Below are 24,274 nucleotides of genomic sequence, written 5' to 3' on the forward strand. Positions count from 1 at the left end.
CCGCCCGGAGGATCAGTAGTCCGGGCGGGGGAGGACATTGAAGTACAGGTGGGTGACGCCGTCGCCCTCTATCACCCGGGTCCGTTCGAGTTTCACCGGGGCGCTGCGCAGGTGGTCGAAGAACCGGATGCCGGAACCCAGCAACCACGGCGCCAGGTTCACGCGGATCTCGGCGAGCAGGCCTGCGTCGAGCGCCTGCCGGATGACATCCGGACCGGCGAGGCCAACGTCCTTGTCCCCGGCGAGCTTTTCTGCCTCCGCCACCGCTTCCTGGAAACCGCTCGTCACGAAGGTGTAAGGGACGCCGTCACGCGGCCAGCCGTCCGGGACGGAATGGCTGAGCACCACGATGGGGCAGCCGATGGGATGGTTGCCGTCCCAGCCGTGGGTGATGTCGAAGATGCGGCGGCCCACCAGGAGTGCGCCCGCTGACATGGTCCGGCGGAGGTGCTCCGCGCTTGCTTCGGTGACGTGCCAGGTCATGTCCGGCCGGGCTGTGGGGACTTCAACCGGGCCGTTCTCGTACCAGTCAAACAGTCCGCCGATGCTGTCATCCGGCAGGGCAATGAACCCGTCCAGAGACATCGTCATTTCCGCCACAAGCCTTGCCATGGTGGTCTCCTTCCGGGGGTTGAGGGTTCCCGCCGATGCCTTGGTCAGGAAAGCCGGGTGGCGCGGAGCACGGTGTCGCCGATGACCGCTTCCCGTCCGTCCGGATCGGACACGTGCCGATCGCGGGTGGTGAGGACCTCCACCTGCCACTCCGGAGCGGTGAGGTCCAGCTCCTGCACCAGCTGGGCCGGGGTGTAGAACATGTCCGGCGTGGTGTGCGTCTGGTTTCCCCAAGGCGGCAGCATGTCAGGGTGGTGGCCCACAATCAGCAGGGTGCCGCCGGGCTTCACGGCCGACGCCGCCATGCGCAAAGGTTCCTGCCACGCCATCGTCCGTGAGTGAAGGAACTGCGAGGACACCAGATCGTACTTCTCCTCCGGCTGCCATTCCGCCAGGTCACACTGCTGCCAGTGAATGCGGCTGGGGATGGCACCGGGACCCTCCGCGTGCACGCTCTCCCTGTCCAGCGCCGTCTTTTCGTGCGCGGCCGCGCGTTCCAGGGCGACGGCGGACACATCGACGGCGGTGACGGTCCAGCCCTGCTGGGCGAGCCAGATGGAGTCAGCACCCTCGCCGCACCCGACGTCGAGGGCTTTGCCCGGGTGAAGCCCGGAAGCTTCACGCACCAGCTGGGGGTTGGGTTTTCCGCTCCAGAGTTTCGGTGCGCTGCGGTACCGCTCGTCCCAGGCTTCGGCGGAACTTTGCTCCGCTTTATCCTCAAGCCCGGTGGCGCCGTCGTTCGTTGAGTGGTGGTGGTCCGCACCCTGTTGCGTCATGCCTCAAGGGTGCCCCTCCCGGGCCCGCGAAGGCAACGGCCGGTGCTTACTTGGCGGGGGTCCGGCCGCGTCGGGCGGCAGCAGTGGACGGCCGGACCGTCCGCTGCTGATAGACTGGTGGAACTTGATGTGCAGTGATGCCCACTTTTGTTCCGGTTCATCAACCGGTTCCCCTGCTGGATTCCTCGGATTCCGCGGCCAGGGAGTGGGATTTTTTCATGTGAGAGGCACATCCTGCGTCGATGAACGCGTTCTATTTGGTCCCGGCCGCCGTTTTGTACAAATGGCAGCTGGCCGGTTGATCACCTGACTTTTCTTCGGCGAAACCCCTGAGCCAACCGGCGTCGGGGGCCGATATCCGCATGGATACCGCCTGAAAGACCTTTACCTACATGACTACTTTCGCTGCCCTCGGCACGCCCAAAGAACTTGCCGATTCCCTCACCGCACAGGGGATCACCGAGCCGTTCCCCATCCAGGTCAAGACCCTCCCGGACACCCTGGCAGGACGCGACGTCCTGGGCCGCGGCCGCACCGGTTCCGGTAAGACCATTGCTTTCGCCATCCCGCTTGTAGCACGACTCGCTGAGCGGGAAGCCAAGCACTTCCGCAAGCCCGGCCGCCCCATGGGCCTGGTCCTCGCACCGACCCGTGAGCTGGCCACCCAGATCAACGCCACCATTGAGCCGCTGGCCAAGGCCATGGGCCTGACCACCACGGTGATCTACGGCGGCATCTCCCAGGCCCGCCAGGAAAAGGCCCTCCGCGCCGGCGTCGACATCGTCATCGCCTGCCCGGGACGCCTGGAGGACCTGATCCGCCAGCGCATCCTGACCCTTGAGGCCGTGGAGATCACTGTCCTGGACGAGGCCGACCATATGGCCGACCTCGGCTTCCTGCCGGTGGTCAAGAAGCTCATGGACATGACCCCCAGCCAGGGCCAGCGACTGCTCTTCTCCGCCACCCTGGACAACGGCGTGGACAAGATCGTCCAGCGCTACCTGTCCAACCCGCTGACCCACTCCGTGGACGACCCGCAGGCCGCGGTGACCACCATGGAACACCACGTGCTGGTGGTCAACGACCAGACCGTCAAAAAGCAGCTGATCGTCGAGCTCGCCTCGGGCGCCGGCCGCCGGATGCTCTTCATGCGCACCAAGCACCACGCCCGCAAGCTGGCCAAGACCCTGACCGACGCCGGCATCCCCGCCGTCGATCTGCACGGCAACCTCTCGCAGAACGCCCGTGACCGCAACCTGGCCGAGTTCTCCTCAGGTGACGTACGCGTCCTGGTTGCCACCGACGTCGCAGCCCGCGGCGTCCATGTGGACGACGTCGAACTGGTCATCCACGTTGACCCGCCCACCGAACACAAGGCCTACCTGCACCGCTCAGGCCGTACGGCCCGCGCCGGTTCGGACGGCACCGTTGTCACGCTGACCCTCCCGGAGCAGCAGAGCGACGTCAAGAAGCTCATGAAGGCCGCCGGCGTCGAGGTCAACTTCGAGCGCGTCACCGCCAACTCCCCGCTGGTTGCAGAACTCGTCGGCGAAATGGCCGACAAGATCGATCCCCGCACCCGCGCAGCACTGCTGGCCAAAAAGGCAGCACAGCAGGGCGGCGGCACCTCCACCGGTGCCAACGCCGAGCGCAAGCGCGCCCGCCGCACCACCCAGGCCGCACCCACCGCGGGTGGCCGTGGCGGACGTGGCGGACGCGGACGGGTTTCAGCCGAAGCCCCCCGCACCGACGTTCCGCGCGCCGAGCGCCGGGCAGCAGCCTTCGAAGGCCGCACCGAAGCCCGGGCAGCATTCGACCGCGTTGCAGAGCAGAACGAGGACCGCGCCATTGCAGCAGCCGCTGCACGACGCAACGCCCGCGGACGCGGCCCTGCAGCCGCAACGCACCGCAACGACGTCCCCGCGGCAGGTGGCCGTGCAGCGGCTGGCCGCGGTTCAGACGGACGTGCAGCGGATGGACGCACTGATTCCCGCGTAACCCGCAGCGACGCTCCCCGCGGCGGAACCGGTCGCCCGGCTACCTCCGGCGGACAGCGCGGCGGACGCCCGGCAACCGGCCAGCGTGCCGCAGCAGGTGCAGGTGCCAGGACCGGCGGTGCCCGCACGGGTGGCTCCGGTACGGGTGGCCAGCGCTCCGCAGGCGCCGGCGCAGCCGGTGGCAACAAAGCAGTCTGGTCCTCCAACACCGGCGGTACCTCGGGTGGTTCCTACGCAGGCAACGGCGGCGGTGGCCGTTCCAGCGAAGGCCGTCCGGCACGCAGCGCCGGCCCCCGCCGCGCGTCAGCTCCGGCATCGAACGAACGCCGCAGCCGCTAATCCCCAACCGCTCCCTAACCTCGCAAGCTCGGTCAGGGAACCCGGCGGTCGTGGCCCCAGCTTGACCACAGGTGGTTGAGGTGGGGTCTCGCCGGTTATTAGCCGGACGCTTTACCAGCCGCGGGCGCGCCACTCCTGAAGGTGCGGGCGTTCCGCGCCGAGGGTTGTCGGCTGGCCATGGCCCGGGTGCACCACGGTGTCATCCGGGTAGACGTCAAACAGCCGCTCGCTGACATCGGTGATCAGCCGGTCGAACCGCCCGGGATCCTTCTGGGTGTTGCCCACGCCGCCGGGGAAGAGTGAGTCCCCGGAGAAGATGTGGGCAGGCCCGTCCGGGTCCTGGTACACCAAAGCCACGGAGCCGGGGGTGTGGCCGCGCAGGTGCACGGCCGTCAGCCCGAAGCCGTCCAGGGTGACGGCGTCCCCGTGGTCCAGCAGAACATCCACCTTCACCGGCAGCTCCGGGGCGTCATCCGTCCCGGCCGCTGTCCGCACCCCTGTTGCCTCCACCAGGGCAGGCAGCGCGCGGACGTGGTCCCAGTGCTGGTGCGTGGTGGCAATCAGTTCCAGTTTGGGCGTTGCCGCGGTGTCCGCGGCGGCGTCCTGCAGCAGCGCCTGGATGGCCGGAAGGTCGTCCGCGGCATCGATCAGCAGCTGCGCGCCGGACTCCTTGGCGGTCAGCAGATAAACGTTGTTGTCCATCTCGCTGACCGAGATCCGGCGGATGGAGATGTCCTGTAAGTTGTGAATGAGCGTGTCCATGCGGACCAGTTTATTCACGGCCCTCCGACACCCAGTTCGGATCAGCAGAGCGGGAGCCGACGACGGCGTCCGCGGCCCGGTCCAGCGCGTTGAGTTGCGCCGGGGTCAGGTCCAGGGACAGTGCGCCCAGGTTTTCGTCGATCCGGTGCGTTTTGCGCGTGCCGGGGATGGGGACCACGGGCAGGCCCAGCCGCCTTCCCTGTGCCAACAGCCAGGCCAGTGCCACCTGCGCGGGAGTCGCGCCCAGCTCGGCCGCCACCGACGCGATGGCGGCCACCACACCCTGGTTGGCGTCAGCGGCGGCGTCGGCGAAACGGGGGATCCGGCGTCGGAAGTCATTGGCTCCGAGGCTGGAAGCGTCAACGGTGCCGGTGAGGAATCCCCGGCCCAGCGGCGAATACGGCACAAAACCCACGCCCAGTCCGGCCGCGGCAGGAACAACGTTACGTTCCACGTCGCGGCTCCAGATGGACCATTCGCTCTGGACTGCGGCGATCGGGTGCACGGCATGGGCTTCGGCCAGTTCCGCCGCTGTCACCTCGGACAGGCCAAGGTGTTTGACCTTGCCCTGCTGCACCAGCCCCGCTATGGCCTCCACGGTTTCCACAATCGGAACGCGGAGGTCACGGCGGTGCATGTAGTAAAGGTCGATCACGTCCGTGCCCAGCCGCGTCAGGCTGGCGTCCACGGCCTGCCGGACATAGGCCGCGTCCCCGCGGATGTCCGTGTAGCCTGCCGTCGGAGTGCCGACCAGGGAGAACTTGGTGGCCAGCTGGATCTCACCCCGGCGCTCCTTGAGCAGCTTCCCGATGAGTTCCTCGTTGCTGCCACCACCGTAGATGTCCGCGGTGTCGATAAAGCTGACGCCGGCATCCACGGCATGGTGCAGGGTTTTCAGGGCCTCGCCGGGGTCAACCTCGCCATACACAGGCGTCAGTGCCATCCCGCCGAAGCCGAGGGGGCTGACTTTCAGGCCGTCGCCGAGGTGTACCAGTGGTGCAGTCATGGGTGTGCTCCGTTCGTAGGGAATGTGTTTAGTGCCAAGGGATGACCCGGTCCGCACTCCGGCGCGTGGCTTCGATCAGCACGGCGTTGGCCTCGTCCGGACCCGTGGCCCAGGCCTCCGCCGCGGCGCGGTCCATGCCGAATTCCACATGCCGGTCCACCAAACGGGCAAGCCGCAGCGCAGGAGGCGTGTCAATGAACCAGACCTCGTCCAGCTGTGCCCGGACGTCCTTCCACTGCGGCGGCTCGGCCAGCAGGTAGTTGCCTTCGGTGATCACCAGCGGCACGGATGCCGGGATTGCAATGGACGCGGCCACGGGCTCGTCCAAGGTGCGCCGGAACTCGGGGGCGTAGACCACTGCCTCGTCCCGCCGCACCAGCCGCTGCAGCAGCGACAGGTACCCGCCGACGTCGAACGTGTCCATGGCACCTTTGCGCTGCCGCAGCGGTGTGCCGTCGATGATCGCGTTGCCCAGGTGGAAGCCGTCCATCGGCACAACCACCGCCTGCGCCGGCCCGAACTGCTGCTGGAGCCACGAGGCGAAGGTGGATTTCCCGGAGCCGGGCGATCCCGTGACGCCCAGCAGTGTCCGCTGGCCGCCGTCCAGTCTGAGGCGCAGGGCAGCGACGGCTTGGGAGATCTCGGGGGAGTCCATTGGAAAAGCCTAAACCGGCTGGTCCTCCCTCGCCTTCGCAGCGGCAGGCAGGGCTTTCAGACCCGCCGCGCAGCCCACGATCCCGGCGATGAACAGCACCTTCAGGACGCTGAAGGGTTCGACGCCGGTGGCCATCGCCCAGCCCACCGTCAGGGCCGCGCCGATCCCCACCCACACGGCGTACGCGGTGCCGAGGGGGATACTGCGGATGGCCAGGCCCAAGCCGATCATGCTAAGCGTGGCCGTCACGGCAAAGACGACGGTGGGCAGCGGGCGGGTGAAGCCGTCGGAAAGGCCGAGGGCGGTGGCCCACACGGCTTCCAGTACGGCGGAAGCCAGCAGCAACAGCCAGGCAACGGAACGTGGATTCATCACGCCACCACCTTCAGGCCCACCACGCACGCGGCGATGCCGGTGAGCAGGAGCAGGCGCGCCGTCGTCGGGCGTTCCGCTTTGGTGATGATCGCGTAGGCCGACGTCAACACGACGCCTACACCCACCCACACGGCGTAGGCGGTTCCGGTGGGGATGGACAGCATAGCCACGGCGAGGCCGGCCATGCTGGCGAGGACAGAGACGAGGAAGAGGAGCGCGGGCGCAATGCGGCGTGGGCCCTTGGCCTGGAAGGTCCGGTGCAGCGCAGCGGCCCAGACGGCTTCAAGCGCTCCGGAAAGAATGAGGATTAACCACGACATGACAGATCCTTTGGCCAGTCTTGTCGCGTGCCGGGTACTGAACCGTCGTCCGGAGGCCCCGTTGGGGAGCCTTGGATCCAAGCCTAGCAAGGCCATGCAACGCGGGGTCACTAAACGCCCGATATGAGGCCTCCGAAGGGCCAAAAGTGACCCCGCGTTGCACTTAGAGGGCGCCGCCTGCTGCCGCGGGGGCCGAGCTGTCGCGGCCGCCGTCGCCGATGGTTTCGCGGGCGATGAAGTTCTCGATGTCGAACAGGTTGTCGGCGCGTTCGGCGATGTTCAGCAGGGTTGTCATGGAGGCAACCTCCTCCACCTGCTCCTTGAGGAACCACAGGATGAACTGCTCGCCCAGGGCGTCGTCCTCGCCGCGGGCCGCACGGAAGAGGGACTCGATGTCGCGGGTGACATCCTTCTCCTGCTGCAGGGCAAGAGCGAGCGGTTCGGTGACCGTGGAGAAGTCGTTGCGGACGGTGGGGACGCCCGGGATGGTGAACGGAATGTCCCGGTCCAGCATGTACTGCACCATCATCATGGCGTGGTTCCGTTCCTCCACCGACTGCCGGTAGAAGTAGCGGGCCAGCTGCGGGAGGTCCTGGTTGGCGAACCAGGTGGCCACGGCAATGTACTGCTGCGAAGCCGCGAACTCGTTGCCGATCTGGGTGGACAGAAGCGCATTAAAGGAGGTGGTCATAGCCCGAGTTTAGGGTCGGCACGCGGCGGTGGCCAGTGTGGAAAGGCTCGGATAATGCAGGCGGGGCTACCCTGCCACGCGGTCGATCGACACCACGGCCAGGAAGCCGCGGCCCAGGATTTCGGGGGAACGGACATTGGAACCGACGACGGCGTCGTAGCGGCCCAGTGCCTCCGGTTCGGGTGCCGGGGCTGCTTCGGTTTCGGCGTCAGGTCCGGCTTCCATCCCGCCCTCGGCATCCTCCGCGGCACCTGGGCTGACGGTTGCCTGGCCCTGCAGCAGCACGGCCAGCTGGCCCTCGAACACGGGGTGCGCGCGCTTTTTGGAGAGCTCGATGATGGACGTGAAGCCCTTGTAGGAGTCGCTCCGGGTGACGACGTTCAGGTTGCGGACGTCCCCGGTGGGAAGTGCGCCGTGGCTTTCCGCTTCTCCGGAGAACCTGAAGGGACGGTACTTTTCGAGGGGGTGTTCTTCGCCGTCCACGGTCAGCAGGAGCAGTTCGCCGTCGATCACAGTCAGTACGCGCTCCATCCCCGGGAACACGGAGAAGTCCCCGGCCTTGGTGACGTCGGCGATGCTGACGCGCCAATCCCAGGCGCCGTCCTGCGCCGAGGCGGCCTTGGGGTGGCTTGCCAGCTCCCGGGTCACCCCGCCGCCGTTGCGCCACGGTTCGTTCTTGAGCTCTGCAAAGCGGATGATCTCCATCCGACCAGCCTAGTTTGTTGCCGGACCCCAAGGGGCTCGCAGCCGGGCGTGGCATGCTGGGTGGCCACCAAGACCCGCGCGTGGATGGACCGGGCCCACGGGCTGCTGACGGAGACGGACCTCAAGCGCCTCTCCCGCGAGTTGAATGGCCTGAATCCGGGCACAGTGCCGATGGTGGCCACGCACGGCGATTACCAGCCCAGGAACTGGCTGCAGGAGAACGGGCAGATCAAGGTGATCGACTTCGGCCGCGCCGAGAAACGCCCGTGGGTGCACGACCTCGTCCGCCTCACGCACCAGCAGTTCGTCCACCGGCCGGACCTGGCCGAGGCTTTCTACGCAAGTTTGGGCAGGACGGTGGGCCCGGCCGAAGCTGACCTTTGGGGCCTGGAGAACCTGAACCAGGCGGTCGGCACGGTGGTGTGGGCCCACCAGCTGGGCGACACAGCTTTCGAACAGTCCGGGCGGGAAATGGTGGACCGTACGCTGTCCGGCCGCTGACGGCACGGACCGCAGAGGCGCCGGGGCCGTGTGCCTGCTAATCTCCTCCGGGGGGACAACACAAAGTCAGCCTGAAGGAGCCGGGAATGTTCGTCAAAGTCTGTGGTCTCAGTACGCCCGAATCTGTCCGGGAGGCCGTCGACGCCGGTGCGGACGCCGTCGGTTTTGTCCTCACGGCCAGCCCGCGGGCGGTCTCGCCGTCGCAGGTGGCCCGGCTGCTGGCGGACGTCCCCGAAAGGGTGGCGGCCGTGGGAGTGTTCCGGCACGAACCCGTCGCCGACGCCCTGGCGATTGCCCGCGCCGCCGGCCTGGAGTGGATCCAGCTGCACGGGGACCTCACCCCGGAAGACGTCACAACAGTTCACGACGCCGGCATGAAGCTGGTCAGGGCAGTCACCATGGCAGCGACGGCGGACGCATTCGACGACTGGGGCGAGGAAATCCTCCTAATTGATGCCGCCGTGCCGGGATCCGGAGAAACCTGGGACTACGCCTCCATGGTGGACGTGACCGAGCTTCAGGACCGCAAGTGGCTGCTGGCCGGGGGACTGAATCCGGAAAACGTTGCCTCGGCCGCCGCAGCTGCCGGAGCGTGGGGAGTGGATGTCTCCTCCGGCGTCGAGGCTTCCCGGGGAGTCAAGGACCTGAACAAGGTCCGGGCTTTCGTCAAAGCCGCCAAGGGCTGACAGTTTCAGGGGCGAATCAGGGCACACCCCTACGTTTTTGTCAGACCCCGCAGGGCACAATGGACAGATGAAGACATTGCTCAACATCATCTGGCTGGTTTTCGGCGGTTTCTGGCTCGCGCTGGGCTATTTCATGGCCGGCATCATCTGCTGCCTCCTGATCGTCACGATTCCCTGGGGCATAGCATCGTTCCGGATCGCCGCCTACACGCTGTGGCCGTTCGGGCGCATGGTGGTGGACAAGCCGGGCGGGACAGGCGTGTTCTCGCTGCTCGGGAACGTCATCTGGCTGCTCGTCGCGGGCATCTGGATTGCCATCGGCCACGTGGTGACGGCGTTCGCCATGGCCATCACCATCATCGGGATCCCGCTGGCCATCGCCAACCTCAAGCTCATCCCGGTGAGCCTGATGCCGCTGGGCAAGCAGATCGTCCCCACCGACAGGCCGTTTATCGCCAGCTACCGCTAGCCGGCCGCCTGCCCGTCTGCCTGCGCCTGCTCGTCCGCCTGCAACGCCCGCAGGATGCAGAACTCGTTGCCGTCGGGGTCCGCCATCACCACCCACGTCACCTCCGGTCCCTGGCCGACGGAGATGCGGGAGGCGCCCAGTCTCTCCAGCCGCCGGACCTCCACCTCCTGGTCTTCCGGGCGGAGGTCCAGGTGCAGCCTGTTCTTGAGCTCTTTCCGCTCCGGCACCTTCAGGAACAGGAGGTCCGGGCTCACGCCCTCGGCCGGGCTGCCTGCCGGCGGTTCCAGCACGATTTCGTAGTCCGCCTCGTACGTCCGGCGCCAGCCAAGGGCCTTTTCCCAGAAGTCGGCGGGGATCTTGGGGTCGGTGGAGTCGATACAGAGGGATTGGATGCGCAGGCTCATCCGAGCAGTCTGGCACCGGCTGCCGCGGCCGTAAAGACTCCGCGAACGCTCGGCGGATACGTCAGGCCAGCTCGCCCCGGAGGTTCTGCCGCGCCGCGTCCGCCCAGAGCTCCCGCGCGCGTTCACTGTGGAACAGCGGGTCAAGATCGAGCAACTGACGGACGACGGCGGCGCGTCCCGCCGCGAAGTCGGCGTCGCCGATGTGCGCGTAGTCTTCGCGGACGGCGGCCACGTACCGGGCGTAGGGCTCAGGCTCCCCGCCCAGAACTGACAGGTCCGCGTCACTGAGGAGGGCGCCGTCGTCGTCCCCCGGATCCGGGCGGTGGTCCGACGTCAGGCGCACCAGCCTGGACACCTCCTCGACCTCCTCGGCCGGCAGTCCTGCGTGGGTGAGCCGCTCCTCGGCGAGCCGGGCGGACTCCTCCTCGTCCTGGCCGGCGACTCCGCGATACACCGCATCGTGGAACCAGGCCGCCAGCAGCACGGTCCGCGGCGGGTCGGCGGGATCGGTGAGCAGATCCAGGGCCTCGAGCACCGAAAGCAGGTGGGTGCAGCCGTGATAGCGCCGGTGCTCCTCGCTCCAGCGGTCCAGCAGGTCCAAGAAGAGGGCGTCGTGGCCGGGCATGATGGATTCCCAGCGGTTCAGCAGCGGCACCTTCAATGACTTGTTGCGCTGCCGGGCCGGGATGCGCAGCCCGCTGGCGATCAGTTTGCGGACCAGGATCCGGGCTTCAACCGGAATGGCACCTGCCGCCACCAGATCCGCGAAGCGGCGTTCCGGAACATCGTAATGGTCGCCGTCGAAGGCCCTGTCCGGGATGCCTGCTGCGGCGCAAAAGGCATGCAGCTCCTCCAACGAGGTGTCCGAAACCAGGTGCGAGAAGTGGGTGCCGTGGGCCGGCCACAGCGGCGGATCCAGGTAAATCGCCATGCAGGAAGTCTAGTGCTGCCTGGCTGCGGAGTGGTTCGGCGGTTGGCTAAGACGTCCGGTCAGGAGCCTGCGGGCAGGATGTTCTGGTTGCCGCGGAAAACGTTCTGCGGATCGAAGTCGCGCTTGACCCGGGCCAGCCGCGCGTAGTTGCCGTTCCCGAACGCAGCCTTGATCCGGTCCTGCCCTTCGTTGCCGATGAAGTTCAGCCACACCCCGCCCGTGGCGTAGGGGGCGATTTTTCCGCGGAAGTCCCTCACCCAGGCCTTGGCCCGCTCGCCTCCCTCAGGCGTGGGGGAGATTCCGTAGGGGTGGCTGACCCAGGCCGCGTTCCGGTTGATCAGCGGAGTGGCCGCAGCCGCGTTGCCTCCCACCGCGCCACCCCACCGTGCGAGGAGCTGCTGGGATGTGGCATCGGGGAGGTTCCGGGCCGATTCCACGAACAGCTCCAGGGCCTCGTCGGGAAGCTCGTCGTGGTAGTCCGCGCTCCAGTAGTTGTAATGGTCAGGCGGGTCGTCCAGGGAGCCGTTGAATTCGGCATAATGCGTGTCGCCCACCAGGTCCACTGCGGGGCCGAGTTCGCGGAATGGCCTGGCATGTTCGGAGCCTTCGTCGGTGTCGCCGGCGTACACGTAGGCCACGAGGACGGCCATCTTTCCCACCATGTTCTCCGGCACGAAAGGCTCGGGCGGTGCCGTCACGTACAGGAGCGCCAGGCCGACGCCGTCCGGAGCCGCCAGGGCCAAATCCCTGAAGGCGCGCGAGACGTCGGAGGCGGCATCCCCGGGCCACAGCCACATGCCGGCATGGACTACGGGACCTAGCCGGTGTCCCTGGAAAGTGAATGACGTGGCCACGCCGAAGTTGCCGCCCCCGCCGTGGAGCGCCCAGAAGAGCTCCGGATTCTCCCGTGCGCTCGCGGTGACGCGCTCGCCGTCGGCCGTTACCAGGTTGACGGAGACCAGGCTGTCGCACGCGAACCCGAAGGAGCGCTCCAGCCAGCCGGACCCGCCGCCCAGGGTGAAGCCGGCGATCCCGGTGGTGGATGCCCGCCCGCCGGTCACAGCGAAGGCATGTTCCTGGGTGGCGTGGTCGAATTCGCCCCAGGTGACGCCGGCTCCGGCGGTGATGATGCCGGATTCCGGGTCCACGTCGATGGATTTCATCGGCCGGACGTCAACCACCAGTCCGTCGTCGTTCGTGGACATTCCGGCCACCGAGTGTCCACCGGCGCGGACCGCGATAGCCAGGGAGTTCGCGCGTCCGTAACGGAGGGCTTCAGTCACCTCCGCGTCGGTAGAGCACTGGGCGATGACTGCCGGACGCCGGTCGATCATGGCATTGAAGACCTTGCGGGCGGGGTCGTAATCGGGGCTGTCAGGCCTGATCCACTTCATCACAAACGCTCCTCAGCGACTGCGGCCCTCCCCCTTCCCATAGCGTAGGACTCCGGCCGGGGAAGTTTCCATAGTCAGCCGCTGACCTGCGGTGACTACCGCAGCGAAGGATCCCGGGAGCGTTGAAATTCAGTCGGGGAAGGGAGATGATCAGCACCTATGGCCAAACTCTCGGTGCAGGGGAGGTTTCGATGGAGATGCCAGGCGGCGGCCGGCTGGAAGGTGAACCCGAATCCCTCTGGCTCGCCTCAGCCCCGGACACCGGCTATCCGACGCTGGACACAGACATCGAGGCCGACGTTGCCGTCATCGGAGCCGGTATCGCCGGGCTGACTGCCGCGCTGGCGCTCAAACGGGCCGGGCACACTGTTGCGGTCATCGAGGCGGCCCGTGTTGGAACAGGCGTCACCGGCCACACCACCGGCAAGGTCACCTCCCTCCACCGGCTTGCCTGCACCGAGCTTGTCCGCACCCACGGCACTGATACTGCGCGCATCTACGGGCAGGCCAACCAGGCCGCCATCGAACACATCCAGCGGGTCGTGGCCGAAGAGGGCATCGGATGCGACTTCCGCGTCGTCGCCAACTACACCTACGCCGGGACCGAGGAGGCACTGGAACTTGCCAGGGCCGAAGCCAGCCTCGCCGCCAGCCTTGGCCTTCCCGCGAGTTTCACTACCGACGTGCCGCTCCCGTTCGCGGTCAAGGGCGCGGTCCGGTTCGACGGGCAGGCACAATTCCATGCCGTGAAGTACCTCCAGGGCCTCGCGCGGGCGGTCCACGGGGATGGCAGCCTGGTGTTCGAGCAGACCCGGGCGCTGGCGGTCCGCGACGGCACCCCGGGCGTAGTGGACACGGAAGGCGGCACCGTCCGGGCCCGGGACATCATCGTCGCCACCAACGTGCCGTTCGGCGACCAGGGCCTTTTCGACTCCCGGTGCCGGCCGCACCGCTCCTACATCGTCGCCGGACGTCTGGACGGACCGACGCAGGATGGCACGTTCATCAGCGTCGACGAACCGATGCGCTCGATCCTGACCGCCAACATCAGCGGGGAGAACTACGTGCTGGTCGGCGGCGAGGGCCACAGCATTTCTGAGGCCGGGGACACCGCCGCGCGGTACGGCAGGCTTGCCGCCTTTGCCCGTGACAGTCTCGGGGTCCGCGAAATCGCCTACCGGTGGTCAACCCAGGACAACATGCCGGTGGACGGGCTGCCCTACGTGGGGCTCATGTCCCCTGACGCGCGGCACGTGTATGTGATCACCGGACTGCGCAAATGGGGCCTGACCAACGGAACAGCTGCCGCCCTCATCCTGACAGACACCATCAGCGGCCGGGAGCACCCCTGGGCTGCGGTCTTCGACAGCAACCGACCATCGCAGGCACCCAGTGATAGCGACGTGGCCGTCGAGGGAACCGCCGGCGCGGACACCACCGGCGAAGTATCCCCACTGCCAGGCAAGGTCACGCTCTCCCCCGGGGAAGGAACAGTCATCGACGTCGCCGGCGAGAGCACCGCCGTCTACAAGGACACTGACGGGCAGATCCACTCACTCTCCGCCGTCTGCACCCACCTGGGCTGCACCGTCGAGTTCAATCCTGCCGACACCACGTGGGACTGCCCCTGCCATGGTTCCCGGTTCGCTGCTGACGGAACGGTCCTCCACGGACCTGCCAACGCAAACCTGCCGCCCGGACCGGAAGACCTCCCGGAGAGCATAAACTAACGGCCGGACCCCACCGGACCGCAAATGCGGACTATTATGGGCAAATGCCCACGATTCGCGTTTCCGAAGCGGCCCGGTTCCTCGGTGTCAGTGACGACACCATCAGGCGCTGGACCGAGAACGGCAGCCTCACTCCGGTAAAGGACGACGCCGGCCGGCTGGCGGTGGACGGACTCGAGCTCGCCCGGCACGCCCGGAAGCTCGCCCAGCTTCCCGAGGATCCGCACCGCACCGGGAGTTCGGCGCGCAACCGGTTCGTCGGACTGGTCACGGGCATCACCGCGGACAAGGTCATGGCGCAGGTTGAACTACAGTGCGGTCCGTTCCGCGTGGTCTCTCTGATGAGCAGCGAAGCCGTCCGCGAGCTGGGACTTGAGCTCGGTTCTGTGGCCACAGCCGTAGTCAAAGCCACGACGGTCATCATCGAGACCCCGCAGGGCAAGGGCTCCGCGTGAAGCGCACGCTTGCGGCGTGGGCCGGGGCGGTGCTCCTCGTGCTGACCCTGACCGCCTGCGCTCCGGCGCGACAGGGTGGAACGAACGACGACGGCGGCGGCTCCGGCAGTGCAGGCACGCTCACCGTGTTTGCGGCCGCCTCCCTCAAGGGGGCCTTCACGGACCTGGCAGGGAAATTCGAAGCAGCCAATCCGGGAACACGCGTCACCCTCAGCTTCGCCGGCTCGGCCGACCTCGCGACCCAGATCAGCCAGGGCGCCCCGGCCGATGTCTTCGCCTCGGCCGACGCCCGGAACATGGCCAAGCTGAAGGACGAAGGCCTCATGGACGCCGAACCCCGGGACTTCGCCACCAACACCCTTGCCATCGTTGTCCCGCCGGGGAACCCCGCCGGCATCAAAGGCTTCGCCGACCTCGCCGGGCAGGGCGTCAAGTTAGTGGTGTGCGCCAGCCAGGTGCCCTGCGGTGCTGCCACGAAGACGATCGAGCAGGAGACCGGCACCGCCCTCAACCCGGTGAGCGAGGAATCCTCGGTCACCGGTGTCCTGGGCAAGGTCACCTCGGGGGAGGCCGACGCGGGCCTTGTCTACGTCACGGACGCCTTAGGCGCAGGCACCAGGGTGGAGCAGATCCCGTTCCCCGAGGCCGCCCAAGCCATCAACACCTATCCGATCGCCGCCGTCAAGGGCGCCGGCAACAAACCCGCGGCGGACGCCTTTGTGGAGTTTGTAGTCGGGGCCGAAGGCCAGGCAGCCCTGGCGGCGGCCGGCTTCGGCAAGCCGTGAACGCGCGCACCGTGACACCGCCAACGGCAAAGCCGCGCAGGCAGCCAGCCAACTACAGCGGCATCCCCGCCTGGATCTATGCCGTCGCCGCGGCGGGCGCCCTGCTGGTCCTCCTCCCGCTCGTGGCAATGGTGGCAAAGGTTAATTGGGCCCAGTTCATCCCGCTTGTCACCTCGGAATCGTCGCAGGCGGCGCTCGGCCTGAGCCTCCGAACCTCCGCTGCGAGCACCGTGCTGTGCATCGTTCTCGGGGTCCCGCTTGCGCTGGTCCTGGCCCGCGGCAGCTTCCGCGGCCAGCGGGTCCTGCGCTCGTTGGTCCTCCTGCCGTTGGTCCTTCCGCCGGTGGTGGGCGGCATAGCCCTGCTGTACACCTTCGGCCGGCAGGGCCTGTTGGGCAGGACGCTCGAAGTGGCCGGCATCCAGATCGCGTTCTCCACCACCGCCGTCGTCCTGGCCCAGACATTTGTTGCACTCCCGTTCCTGGTGGTCAGCCTCGAGGGGGCACTCCGCACCGCCGGGCCAAAATACGAGGCAGTGGCCGCCACCCTCGGCGCCAGCCCCAGCACAGTATTGCGCCGTGTCACCCTGCCGCTGGTCCTGCCCGGCCTGGCCTCGGGCGCCGTTCTGTCCTTTGCCCGCAGCCTGGGCGAGTTCGGCGCCACCCTCACGTTCGCGGGCAGCCTGCAGGGCGTGACCCGGACCTTGCCGCTGGAAATCTACCTGCAGCGCGAAACCGACGCCGACGCCGCCGTCGCGCTCTCGCTCGTGCTCGTCGCCGTTGCGGTGGCCGTGGTCGCCCTCGCATACCGCAGTTCCGGTATGCCCGGCCGGGTCAGTACGACGACGGCGCCCGCCCAGGGCGCTGATGCCCGGTGACGTTCACGGTTCAGGCTGCCGTGGCCGCCAGAGATTTCGACGTCTCCCTTACGGTGGCCCCTGGCGAAACGGTGGCCGTCATGGGACCGAACGGTGCAGGGAAGTCCACGCTGTTGAACGTCATCGCGGGGCTGCTGCAGCCGGATTCCGGCCGGTCCGGGCTGGACGGCAAAATGCTCTTTGATCTCACCGAAGGGCGGAACCAGTGGACGGCCCCGCACCGGCGCGGCACCGCGCTCCTGGCCCAGGAACCACTGCTTTTTCCGCACCTGAGCGTGCTGGAGAACGTGGCTTTCGGGCCCCGCAGCGCCGGTTCTGCGAAACGGTCCGCCACAGAGTCAGCCTTACACTGGCTGGCGGAAGTGGAGGCAACGGATCTCCGGTCCCGCCGCCCGGCGGAGCTGTCCGGCGGCCAGGCGCAGCGCGTGGCAGTGGCCCGGGCGCTCGCCGCCGAGCCCGGCCTTCTGCTGCTGGACGAGCCCATGGCCGCACTGGATATCCATGCAGCGCCGCTGCTCCGGAGGCTGCTCAAGCGCGTCCTCGCGGACCGGCGGGCCATCATCATCACGCACGATCCCCTCGACGCCCTGATGCTGGCAGACCGCCTGATCATCCTGGAGGACGGCAAAATCAGCGAGGAAGGCCCTACCCGGGCTGTCCTGCAGCGGCCGCGAAGCCGGTTTGCGGCGGGGCTGGCAGGGCTTAACTTCGTGACGGGACAGATCACCGAAAATGGCCTCCGCGCCGGGGCCCTGAACCTCTACGGACAGCACGACGACCTCCCCGGCCCGCTCCCCACCGGACAGCCGGGCGTGGCTGTCTTCCCGCCCTCGGCCGTTTCCATCTTCCTCAGCGAGGCGCACGGGAGCCCGCGGAACTCCTTCGCCGTCACCATCACGGACCTCGAGCCGCATGGCGACGGCATCAGGGTCCGCGCCGGGGAAGGCGGGCTGCTGAGCGCCGACATTACGACGGCGGCCGCAGCCGATCTCGGGATGGCGCCCGGCATGCAGGTGTACTTCGTGGTCAAGGCCGGCGCCGTCGCCATCTACCCCGGCTGAACGCTGACAGTGAGCCCGCGAAAGCAGCCCGGGCAGGCGCATAATAATTCGAAAGCGGAAGTTGGCGCACGGCCAACTCCATCCCTCGCGGAGGGCGCCATGAAGACCATGTACAACGCCTGGTACAAATTCGGGACTCCGCCGTGGGTGGGGAGCGCCCGCAATGAGCTCGTCCGCCTCGTGGAGGAAGGGCGGCTGACGCCCGGCCGTGCTGTGGACCTGGGCTGCGGAGAGGGCGACTACGCCATCTTCCTTGCCCAGCACGGGTTCGACGTCACCGGTGTCGACTTCGCGCCCGCCGCGATCGCCAAGGCGAAGGCCAAGGCCCGGCAGGCCGGCGCCGCCGTCGAATTCCTCGTTGACGACCTGACCAACCTGCGCCAGCAGCGCGGAAGGTTCGATGTCCTGGTGGACTATGGCACCTTCGACGACCTCACCGCGCAACATCGCAGCGCCTACCTCCGGAACGTGATCCCGCTGGCCAGACCGGGCGCGAAGTTCCGGATGACGCGCCGTCAATCATGGACCTAGGGCTACATCCCGGGCATATCCAGGGATTCGTAGACCCTGATGCTTCCGCCGGGCATCATCAGGTGCGGGTGCCCGTCGAGCAGCGCCTGGGCACCTTCCATATCGTCTGCCTGGATGATGCCGTACCCGCCAATGTGGTTGGTGCTGCTTATTTCTGAGACTCCTGTGGCAGAGACTTCCTTTCCGGCGATCAGAGGGTTGCCCATATCCACTACCCCGTCTCCGGCCCGGTCCGCCCACTGAAGCCAAGCTTTCATACCCTCCTGCGCCGCTTCAGGTGAGCTCTCCAGCATCTGTTCCTGGGCTGCCTTAGGTCCCATGTAGAGAACAACAAATTTCTTCATGGCAATCCTCCGCTTGACTCGCCGGGGCCCCTTGCCGCCGGACACAACGATCCTAGGATGATTCGGGCGGCGGGGATACAGTGCAAGGGAGATCAGCAGTCCGCCAGCGCAGCCGGAAGAACGGGTTCGCTGTCGGCAAACAAGAGCCAGCAAACACGCACGTCAGAGTTGAGCGTTGTACACTCAACTTAGCGATTGCGAAACCCGGAAGGAGCTCTCTTTGGACGTCAAATTCACCACCAAGAGCCAGGAGGCTCTGTCGGCTGCGGCCATGAACGCCTCGACGGCAGGGAATCCCCAGGTGGAACCCGCGCACATTCTTAAGGCCCTGATGGATCAGCGGGAGGGTGTCGCCGTCGCGCTCCTCCGGGCCACCGGGGCTGACCCGGACGCCGTGAGTGTCCAGGCAAGCACTGCCATCAAAGCACTGCCGGCCACGTCCGGCGGTTCCACCCAGCAGGCCCAGCTGTCGCGGCCTGCCCTGCAGGCCATCCAGAACGCCAAGAACGAGGCGGACAGGCTCGGTGACACGTTCGTCTCCACCGAGGTCCTGCTGCTGGGGCTCTCCGCGGGGAGTGACGCCGTCGGCCGCTTAATGCGCGACGCCGGCGCCTCCCATGAGGCGCTGCTCGCCGCCCTGCCCGGTGTCCGGGGCGACCGCAAGGTCACCAGCCCGGACCCGGAAAACACGTTCCAGTCGCTGGAGAAGTTCGGCACTGACCTGACCGCGATGGCGCGGTCCGGCAAGCTGGACCCGGTGATCGGCCGGGATAACGAAATCCGGCGCATCATCCAGGTGCTGAGCCGCCGCACCAAGAACAACCCCGTCATCATCGGCGAACCGGGAGTCGGTAAGACCGCCGTCGTCGAAGGCCTGGCCCAGCGCATCGTCCAGGGTGACGTGCCGGAGAGCCTCCGGGGCAAGACCCTGATCGCCCTGGACCTCGCTTCGATGGTGGCCGGTGCCAAGTACCGGGGCGAGTTTGAGGAGCGGCTGAAGGCGGTTCTTGAGGAGATCAAGAGCTCCGAAGGGCAGATCGTCACGTTCATCGACGAGATCCACCAGGTGGTGGGTGCCGGTGCCAGCGGCGAATCCTCCATGGATGCAGGCAACATGCTTAAGCCCATGCTGGCCCGGGGGGAGCTGCGCCTGATCGGCGCCACCACCCTGGACGAGTACCGCGAAAACATCGAGAAGGACGCGGCGCTGGAGCGCCGCTTCCAGCAGGTCTACGTTGGTGAGCCCAGCGTGGAGGACACCATCGGGATCCTCCGCGGCCTGAAGGAACGCTACGAGGCCCACCATAAAGTGACCATCGCGGACTCCGCCCTGGTGGCCGCCGCTACGCTGTCCAACCGCTACATCTCAGGCCGTCAACTGCCGGACAAAGCCATCGACCTGGTGGACGAGGCCGCTTCCCGGCTCCGCATGGAGATCGATTCCGCGCCGGAGGAGATTGACCAGCTCCGGCGCCAGGTGGACCGGTTGACCATGGAGGAGCTTGCCCTCGAAGGCGAAAGCGACGCAGCCTCCGTGGAACGCCTGGCCGCGCTCCGTGCGGACAAGGCGGACAAGACGGAAGAGCTTTCCGCGCTCAATGCCCGCTGGGAGGCCGAGAAGGCCGGCCTGAACCGGGTGGGTGACCTGAAGGCAAAGCTTGACGAGCTCCGGTCCGCCGCGGACAAGGCCCAGCGTGAGGGCGACCTGGAAACGGCCTCCCGCGTGCTCTACGGCGAGATCCCGGCACTGGAGCGCGAACTGAGTGCAGCCGCTGCCGCGGAGGAAGCCAACACGGACAAATCCGGCCAGATGGTCGCTGAACAGGTCACCGCGGACGATATTGCAGAGGTCATCTCCGCCTGGACGGGTATCCCGGCCGGCCGCATGTTGCAGGGCGAAAGCCAGAAGCTGCTCCACATGGAAGAGGAGCTCGGCAAGCGGCTTATCGGCCAGACGAAGGCCGTCACTGCCGTCGCCGACGCCGTGCGCCGCGCCCGGGCGGGCATCAGCGATCCCAACCGCCCCACCGGCTCGTTCCTGTTCCTCGGCCCCACCGGCGTGGGCAAAACCGAACTCGCCAAGTCGCTCGCGGACTTCCTGTTCGACGACGAACGCGCCATGGTGCGGATCGACATGTCCGAGTACGGCGAGAAGCACTCGGTGGCCCGGCTTGTGGGCGCCCCTCCGGGCTACGTCGGGTACGAGGAAGGCGGCCAGCTGACTGAAGCCGTCCGCCGCCGGCCGTACTCCGTGATCCTGCTGGACGAAGTGGAGAAGGCCCACCCGGAAGTCTTCGACATCCTCCTGCAGGTACTCGACGACGGCCGCCTTACCGACGGCCAGGGCCGCACCGTGGACTTCCGCAACGCCATCCTGGTGCTGACCTCCAACCTGGGCAGCCAGTATCTGGTGGACCAGACCATCTCGGAGGACGCCAAGCGCAACCTTGTCATGGCCACCGTGAATTCGTCCTTCAAGCCGGAGTTCCTGAACCGGCTGGACGAGGTGGTGCTGTTCGACGCACTGACCGTGGACGAACTGGCGCACATCGTGGAGCTGCAGGTGGCCGAGCTCGGGAGGAGGCTGACTGAGCGGCGCCTGACACTGGAGGTGACCGAGGGTGCGCGCGCATGGCTGGCCATGTCCGGCTTCGATCCCGCCTACGGCGCCCGGCCGCTGCGGCGGCTGGTGCAGCGGGAGATCGGCGACCGCCTGGCCAAGGCCATCCTGTCCGGGGACATCGCGGACGGTGACACCGTGCTCGTGGACACCGCAGCGGACGTCGACGAACTCACCATTGAAGGGCTGGAGGCAAAGACCGGGCCCGACGGCGGTGCTCCCGCCGGAACGGGACTGGTGGTGCGGCGGAAGGACTAGGGGTTTGGTATTGACGTGGAAGGTTGACCTGCGTTCCTCCGGCTAGATGCCGAGCTGCCGTTTGATTTCACCGACACGAGGGGAGTAGTGGCGTCGGTTGGCGATCCGGAGATCCTGAAGCCGGGGGAGCGTCAGTCAAGGACGCGGCCGGGCGGGTCTGCCGGCGTTGGCTTGATCTGCTCGAAGATGTCCAGCACCGCTTGGGTGGCGCGGCTCACTCCCCCGTCACGCCACACCACCACCACCGGCAAATAGGTCGGCGGACCGGCAAGCTCGCGGTACACAAGACCCGGCGGGTTCACATGCATCACCGATGACAGCGTCAACGTGACACCCACCCCGGCTGCCACGAGGCTCAGGATTGCGTAGGAATCCGGCGCCTCCTGCATAACCCGCGGCGAGAATCCCGCCTCCAGGGCAAGGCGGGTGGTGGCGTTACGGAGATTCGAACCGAGGGTTGCAGGGAACGCCACGAATGGTTCAGAAGCCAGATCGGCGAGCCGCACAACCTCCTCTGATGCCAAGGGGTGGTCTTCGGGCAAGGCCACCAGTATGCGCTCGTAGGCAAAAATGCGCGTCCGGACCTCCTTGTCCCGGACAGGGAGCCGTGAAAACCCGATGTCGATGGCGCCGGAAGCCACCTCGCCCGGGGCCAAGCCGCCGTAGACCAGCGACCTCAGCTTCAGTTCGATGCCGGGCTCAGCCGCCCGGACAGCCTTGGCCAGCGGCGGGATCACGTCCCTGCTACTGGCACCGGCGTAGCCCACCACCACCTGCCCCACCACGGCCGAGGAGCCGAGTAGGGCCGCCCGTTCAATGAGGCTGGCGCTCTCCAGAGTCTTCAGGATGGGTCCGTAGACCGCCTGCCCGGCATCAGTCAGGCGAACAGCCCGCGAGCTCCGGTCAAAAAGTACGACGCCGAGATCCTGTTCCAGCCGCCGGATCCACACGCTGAGCTGCGGTTGTGCCACGGCCAGGCGTTCGGCGGCGCGGCCGAAGTGCAGTTCCTCTGCGAGAACCGCGAACGCCCGAAGGTATTTCAGATGCATTGGGCCGGCCATTCATAAGCATTCCGTGATCGCTTCCTTAAGGAAAGTTTATTGGACACTTATCGTCCCGGTCTGCGATCTTGAGTGTGCGCCAGGTTACGCCCGGCTGCGATGCGGAGCATGGGCTCCGGTCCGCCGCACGCTCCCTTCGCCTCCCCAACGGCCGGCTTGCAGGCATTCCCTGAACCTGCGGCACGCCAACTTTTCGATTCAAAGAGGAAATCATGAGTAAAACTTTGGACAGGGCGGAATCGCCTGCCGTCAAGCGGCCCGGCGGCATGCAGAAGGTAACCGGCTTCTTCACAGAGTTGATGCGGCGCTACCTCCCGGACCCCTTTGTCTTCGCCATCATCCTGACCATCCTCACGGTGATCCTTGCCGTGGTGATCGAAGGCCAAAGCATTACGGACGTGACGGAGGCGTGGGGCAAGGGCTTCTGGTCCCTGCTCGCTTTCACCACCCAGATGGCCGTCATCCTGGCCATGGGCTACGTCCTGGCGAACGCCCCGGTGGTGGAGCGCATGCTCAACGCGATCGTCAGCCGGGTGGAAACACCGCGGACGGCCGTCATCGTGGCAACGCTGGTGGGTGCTGTGGGTTCCTACCTCAACTGGGGATTTGGACTGGTGATCGGTGGGATCATCGCCAAGAAGCTGTCCATGCACGTCAAGGGCGTCCACTACCCGCTGATCATCGCGGCTGCCTACAGCGGCTTCACGATGTATGGGCTGGGCCTGTCGGCCACCATTCCCATGGTGATCTCGACGCCGGGACACCCGATGGAGAAGCAGATGGGCCTCATCTCGCTGGCCGAAACCATCTTCTCGTTGCCCATGATGATCACCGCCGCGGTGGTCCTGGTGACCCTGCCCCTGCTCAATGCCGTGCTCCACCCCAAGCCCGGTCAGCCGGTCACGGAGATCGACCGGTCCCTGCATTCCAACGCGCCCCTCAAGGTCATGCTGGAGACGGACGCTGACACCTTCGCTTCCAAGCTTAACAACAGCTGGATTCTTGCCTGGGCAATCGGCATCCTGGGCATGGGCTACGTAGCGGTGCACTTCGTCCGCGGCGGCGGTGTGGACCTGAACCTGATCAACTTCTTCATCCTGTTCCTGGGAATCCTGCTGCTGGGCACCCCCAACGCCTACCTGCGCCAGCTCAATGAAGGAATCAAGACGATTTCCGGCATCATTCTGCAGTTCCCCTTTTACGCGGGAATCATGGCGATCATGGCCGCCTCCGGGCTGGTGGTGACGATATCGGGCGTCTTCACCAGCATCTCCACCCCGGAGACCCTGCCGTTCTGGGGATTGATCAGCTCGTTCCTGATCAACTTCTTCGCGCCGTCCGGTGGCGGTCACTGGATGATCCAGGGCCCGTTCATGATCGATGCGGCGAACGCCATTGGTGCCTCCACCGCGCAGACCTCCATGTCCGTCATGCTGGGCAACGCCTGGAACGACCTGGTCCAGCCCTTCTGGATCCTGCCCGCCCTGGCCCTGTCGAAGCTCAAGCTCAAGGACATTATGGGCTACACCGTGATCATGATGTTCTGGGTTGGCATTATCTACATTGCCGCCATCCTGCTCTGGGGATTCCTGGGCTAAGACCCGTCCTGCCAACCCGACCGCTAAGAAAAGAGAAGAAGATGCTGTTCCTGGTACGCATGGACGTAAATCTTCCCGTTGACATGCCCTCTGAAGAGGCGGCCGCCATCAAGGCTGTGGAAAAGTCCTACTCGCAGGATCTTCAGAAGCAGGGTAAGTGGCGCCACATCTGGCGCGTTGTCGGCGAGTACTCCAACTACTCAGTCTTTGACGCCGAAAGCAACGACGAACTCCACACCATGCTCTCCGGCCTGCCTCTGTTCCCGTACATGGACATCTCGGTCACACCCCTGGCGAAGCACCCGTCCGACGTCAACTGACTGGCGTGATGTC

At 66.7% G+C, this 24,274-nt stretch carries 27 protein-coding genes, 1 pseudogene and 1 riboswitch; of the genes and pseudogenes, 14 read left to right on the forward strand and 14 right to left on the reverse strand.

Annotated elements, in window-relative coordinates; genetic code table 11:
* Positions 1-12 precede the first annotated feature (12 nt).
* Entirely contained in the window at positions 13-612 is a 600-nt protein-coding gene (locus tag ABIA70_RS20500; RefSeq protein WP_354149422.1) for a dihydrofolate reductase family protein, read from the reverse strand.
* Positions 613-656: 44 nt separating this feature from the next.
* Positions 657-1,388 (reverse strand): class I SAM-dependent methyltransferase, encoded by a 732-nt coding sequence (locus ABIA70_RS20505; RefSeq protein WP_354149423.1) that lies wholly within the window; start codon positions 1,386-1,388, stop codon positions 657-659.
* A gap of 392 nt (positions 1,389-1,780) precedes the next feature.
* Between ABIA70_RS20505 and ABIA70_RS20510 the strand changes: the two genes are divergently transcribed.
* Complete coding sequence (locus ABIA70_RS20510; protein WP_354149424.1) at positions 1,781-3,724, forward strand: DEAD/DEAH box helicase; 1,944 nt, start codon at positions 1,781-1,783, stop codon at positions 3,722-3,724.
* A gap of 111 nt (positions 3,725-3,835) precedes the next feature.
* On the opposite strand, the gene ABIA70_RS20515 is transcribed toward ABIA70_RS20510, so the two are convergent.
* The 7 genes from ABIA70_RS20515 to ABIA70_RS20545 form a co-directional block, all read right to left on the reverse strand.
* Positions 3,836-4,486, reverse strand: coding sequence for an MBL fold metallo-hydrolase (locus ABIA70_RS20515; RefSeq protein ID WP_354149425.1), 651 nt, complete (start codon positions 4,484-4,486; stop codon positions 3,836-3,838).
* Between the two features lie 10 nt (positions 4,487-4,496).
* Complete coding sequence (locus tag ABIA70_RS20520; protein ID WP_354149426.1) at positions 4,497-5,492, reverse strand: aldo/keto reductase; 996 nt, start codon at positions 5,490-5,492, stop codon at positions 4,497-4,499.
* A 28-nt stretch (positions 5,493-5,520) separates the two neighbouring features.
* Positions 5,521-6,147 (reverse strand): nucleoside/nucleotide kinase family protein, encoded by a 627-nt coding sequence (locus ABIA70_RS20525; protein ID WP_354149427.1) that lies wholly within the window; start codon positions 6,145-6,147, stop codon positions 5,521-5,523.
* A 9-nt stretch (positions 6,148-6,156) separates the two neighbouring features.
* Positions 6,157-6,519, reverse strand: a complete 363-nt coding sequence (locus ABIA70_RS20530) for a DMT family transporter (protein WP_354149428.1) — start codon at positions 6,517-6,519, stop codon at positions 6,157-6,159.
* Entirely contained in the window at positions 6,519-6,842 is a 324-nt protein-coding gene (locus tag ABIA70_RS20535) for a DMT family transporter (RefSeq protein ID WP_354149429.1), read from the reverse strand. The genes ABIA70_RS20530 and ABIA70_RS20535 overlap by 1 nt, the downstream gene beginning before the upstream one ends.
* A gap of 9 nt (positions 6,843-6,851) precedes the next feature.
* Positions 6,852-6,917: riboswitch (guanidine-III (ykkC-III) riboswitch) on the reverse strand.
* A gap of 88 nt (positions 6,918-7,005) precedes the next feature.
* On the reverse strand, positions 7,006-7,533 hold the full coding sequence (locus ABIA70_RS20540; protein WP_354149430.1) for a ferritin: 528 nt from the start codon (positions 7,531-7,533) through the stop codon (positions 7,006-7,008).
* A 66-nt stretch (positions 7,534-7,599) separates the two neighbouring features.
* Entirely contained in the window at positions 7,600-8,238 is a 639-nt protein-coding gene (locus ABIA70_RS20545; protein ID WP_354149431.1) for a HutD/Ves family protein, read from the reverse strand.
* A gap of 60 nt (positions 8,239-8,298) precedes the next feature.
* Between ABIA70_RS20545 and ABIA70_RS20550 the strand changes: the two genes are divergently transcribed.
* From ABIA70_RS20550 to ABIA70_RS20560, 3 genes are all read left to right on the forward strand, one after another.
* Positions 8,299-8,739: a phosphotransferase gene (locus ABIA70_RS20550; RefSeq protein ID WP_354149432.1), complete on the forward strand. Its 441-nt coding sequence runs from the start codon at positions 8,299-8,301 to the stop codon at positions 8,737-8,739.
* Between the two features lie 86 nt (positions 8,740-8,825).
* Positions 8,826-9,425, forward strand: coding sequence for a phosphoribosylanthranilate isomerase (locus ABIA70_RS20555; RefSeq protein ID WP_354149433.1), 600 nt, complete (start codon positions 8,826-8,828; stop codon positions 9,423-9,425).
* A 67-nt stretch (positions 9,426-9,492) separates the two neighbouring features.
* On the forward strand, positions 9,493-9,894 hold the full coding sequence (locus ABIA70_RS20560) for a YccF domain-containing protein (RefSeq protein ID WP_354149434.1): 402 nt from the start codon (positions 9,493-9,495) through the stop codon (positions 9,892-9,894).
* Here the strand turns inward: ABIA70_RS20560 and ABIA70_RS20565 are convergent.
* The 3 genes from ABIA70_RS20565 to ABIA70_RS20575 form a co-directional block, all read right to left on the reverse strand.
* Positions 9,891-10,298, reverse strand: coding sequence for a VOC family protein (locus tag ABIA70_RS20565; protein WP_354149435.1), 408 nt, complete (start codon positions 10,296-10,298; stop codon positions 9,891-9,893). The genes ABIA70_RS20560 and ABIA70_RS20565 overlap by 4 nt on opposite strands.
* Before the next feature lie 61 nt (positions 10,299-10,359).
* Entirely contained in the window at positions 10,360-11,229 is an 870-nt protein-coding gene (locus ABIA70_RS20570) for a DUF4031 domain-containing protein (protein ID WP_354149436.1), read from the reverse strand.
* 59 nt (positions 11,230-11,288) lie between these two features.
* A complete protein-coding gene (locus ABIA70_RS20575) occupies positions 11,289-12,623 on the reverse strand; it encodes an FAD-binding oxidoreductase (protein WP_354149437.1) in 1,335 nt (444 codons plus the stop codon).
* A gap of 146 nt (positions 12,624-12,769) precedes the next feature.
* Here ABIA70_RS20575 and ABIA70_RS20580 point away from each other — a divergent pair, with 146 nt between their 5' ends.
* The 7 genes and pseudogenes from ABIA70_RS20580 to ABIA70_RS20605 all read left to right on the forward strand — a co-directional run bounded on the left by ABIA70_RS20580 (position 12,770) and on the right by ABIA70_RS20605 (position 18,060).
* On the forward strand, positions 12,770-14,353 hold the full coding sequence (locus ABIA70_RS20580; protein ID WP_354149438.1) for an FAD-dependent oxidoreductase: 1,584 nt from the start codon (positions 12,770-12,772) through the stop codon (positions 14,351-14,353).
* Between the two features lie 44 nt (positions 14,354-14,397).
* Positions 14,398-14,808: a TOBE domain-containing protein gene (locus ABIA70_RS20585; protein WP_354149439.1), complete on the forward strand. Its 411-nt coding sequence runs from the start codon at positions 14,398-14,400 to the stop codon at positions 14,806-14,808.
* A complete protein-coding gene (gene modA, locus ABIA70_RS20590) occupies positions 14,805-15,593 on the forward strand; it encodes a molybdate ABC transporter substrate-binding protein (protein WP_502917241.1) in 789 nt (262 codons plus the stop codon). Before ABIA70_RS20585 ends, modA begins: the two co-directional genes overlap by 4 nt.
* 11 nt (positions 15,594-15,604) lie before the next feature.
* Positions 15,605-16,468 (forward strand): ABC transporter permease, encoded by an 864-nt coding sequence (locus ABIA70_RS20595; protein ID WP_354149440.1) that lies wholly within the window; start codon positions 15,605-15,607, stop codon positions 16,466-16,468.
* Positions 16,469-16,488: 20 nt separating this feature from the next.
* A pseudogene (locus ABIA70_RS21670) lies at positions 16,489-16,896 on the forward strand (ATP-binding cassette domain-containing protein); the annotation flags it as partial.
* A gap of 162 nt (positions 16,897-17,058) precedes the next feature.
* Complete coding sequence (locus tag ABIA70_RS21675) at positions 17,059-17,529, forward strand: TOBE domain-containing protein (protein WP_502917242.1); 471 nt, start codon at positions 17,059-17,061, stop codon at positions 17,527-17,529.
* 99 nt (positions 17,530-17,628) lie between these two features.
* A complete protein-coding gene (locus tag ABIA70_RS20605) occupies positions 17,629-18,060 on the forward strand; it encodes a class I SAM-dependent methyltransferase (RefSeq protein WP_354149442.1) in 432 nt (143 codons plus the stop codon).
* Between the two features lie 2 nt (positions 18,061-18,062).
* Here ABIA70_RS20605 and ABIA70_RS20610 read toward each other — a convergent pair whose 3' ends face one another.
* A complete protein-coding gene (locus ABIA70_RS20610) occupies positions 18,063-18,404 on the reverse strand; it encodes a YciI family protein (RefSeq protein ID WP_354149443.1) in 342 nt (113 codons plus the stop codon).
* Positions 18,405-18,624: 220 nt separating this feature from the next.
* On the opposite strand from ABIA70_RS20610, the gene clpB reads away from it, so the two are divergent.
* Positions 18,625-21,282 carry an ATP-dependent chaperone ClpB gene (gene clpB / locus ABIA70_RS20615; protein WP_354149444.1) on the forward strand — a complete coding sequence of 886 codons (2,658 nt, stop codon included), beginning with the start codon at positions 18,625-18,627 and terminating at the stop codon, positions 21,280-21,282.
* Positions 21,283-21,413: 131 nt separating this feature from the next.
* On the opposite strand, the gene ABIA70_RS20620 is transcribed toward clpB, so the two are convergent.
* On the reverse strand, positions 21,414-22,331 hold the full coding sequence (locus tag ABIA70_RS20620; RefSeq protein ID WP_354149445.1) for a LysR family transcriptional regulator: 918 nt from the start codon (positions 22,329-22,331) through the stop codon (positions 21,414-21,416).
* Between the two features lie 224 nt (positions 22,332-22,555).
* On the opposite strand from ABIA70_RS20620, the gene ABIA70_RS20625 reads away from it, so the two are divergent.
* Together ABIA70_RS20625 and catC are read left to right on the forward strand one after the other, a co-directional pair.
* Positions 22,556-23,941 (forward strand): short-chain fatty acid transporter, encoded by a 1,386-nt coding sequence (locus ABIA70_RS20625; RefSeq protein ID WP_354149446.1) that lies wholly within the window; start codon positions 22,556-22,558, stop codon positions 23,939-23,941.
* 41 nt (positions 23,942-23,982) lie between these two features.
* On the forward strand, positions 23,983-24,261 hold the full coding sequence (catC, locus tag ABIA70_RS20630) for a muconolactone Delta-isomerase (protein ID WP_354149447.1): 279 nt from the start codon (positions 23,983-23,985) through the stop codon (positions 24,259-24,261).
* Positions 24,262-24,274 lie beyond the last annotated feature (13 nt).

The organism is Arthrobacter sp. 754 (assembly GCF_040548695.1).
GTDB lineage: Bacteria > Actinomycetota > Actinomycetes > Actinomycetales > Micrococcaceae > Arthrobacter.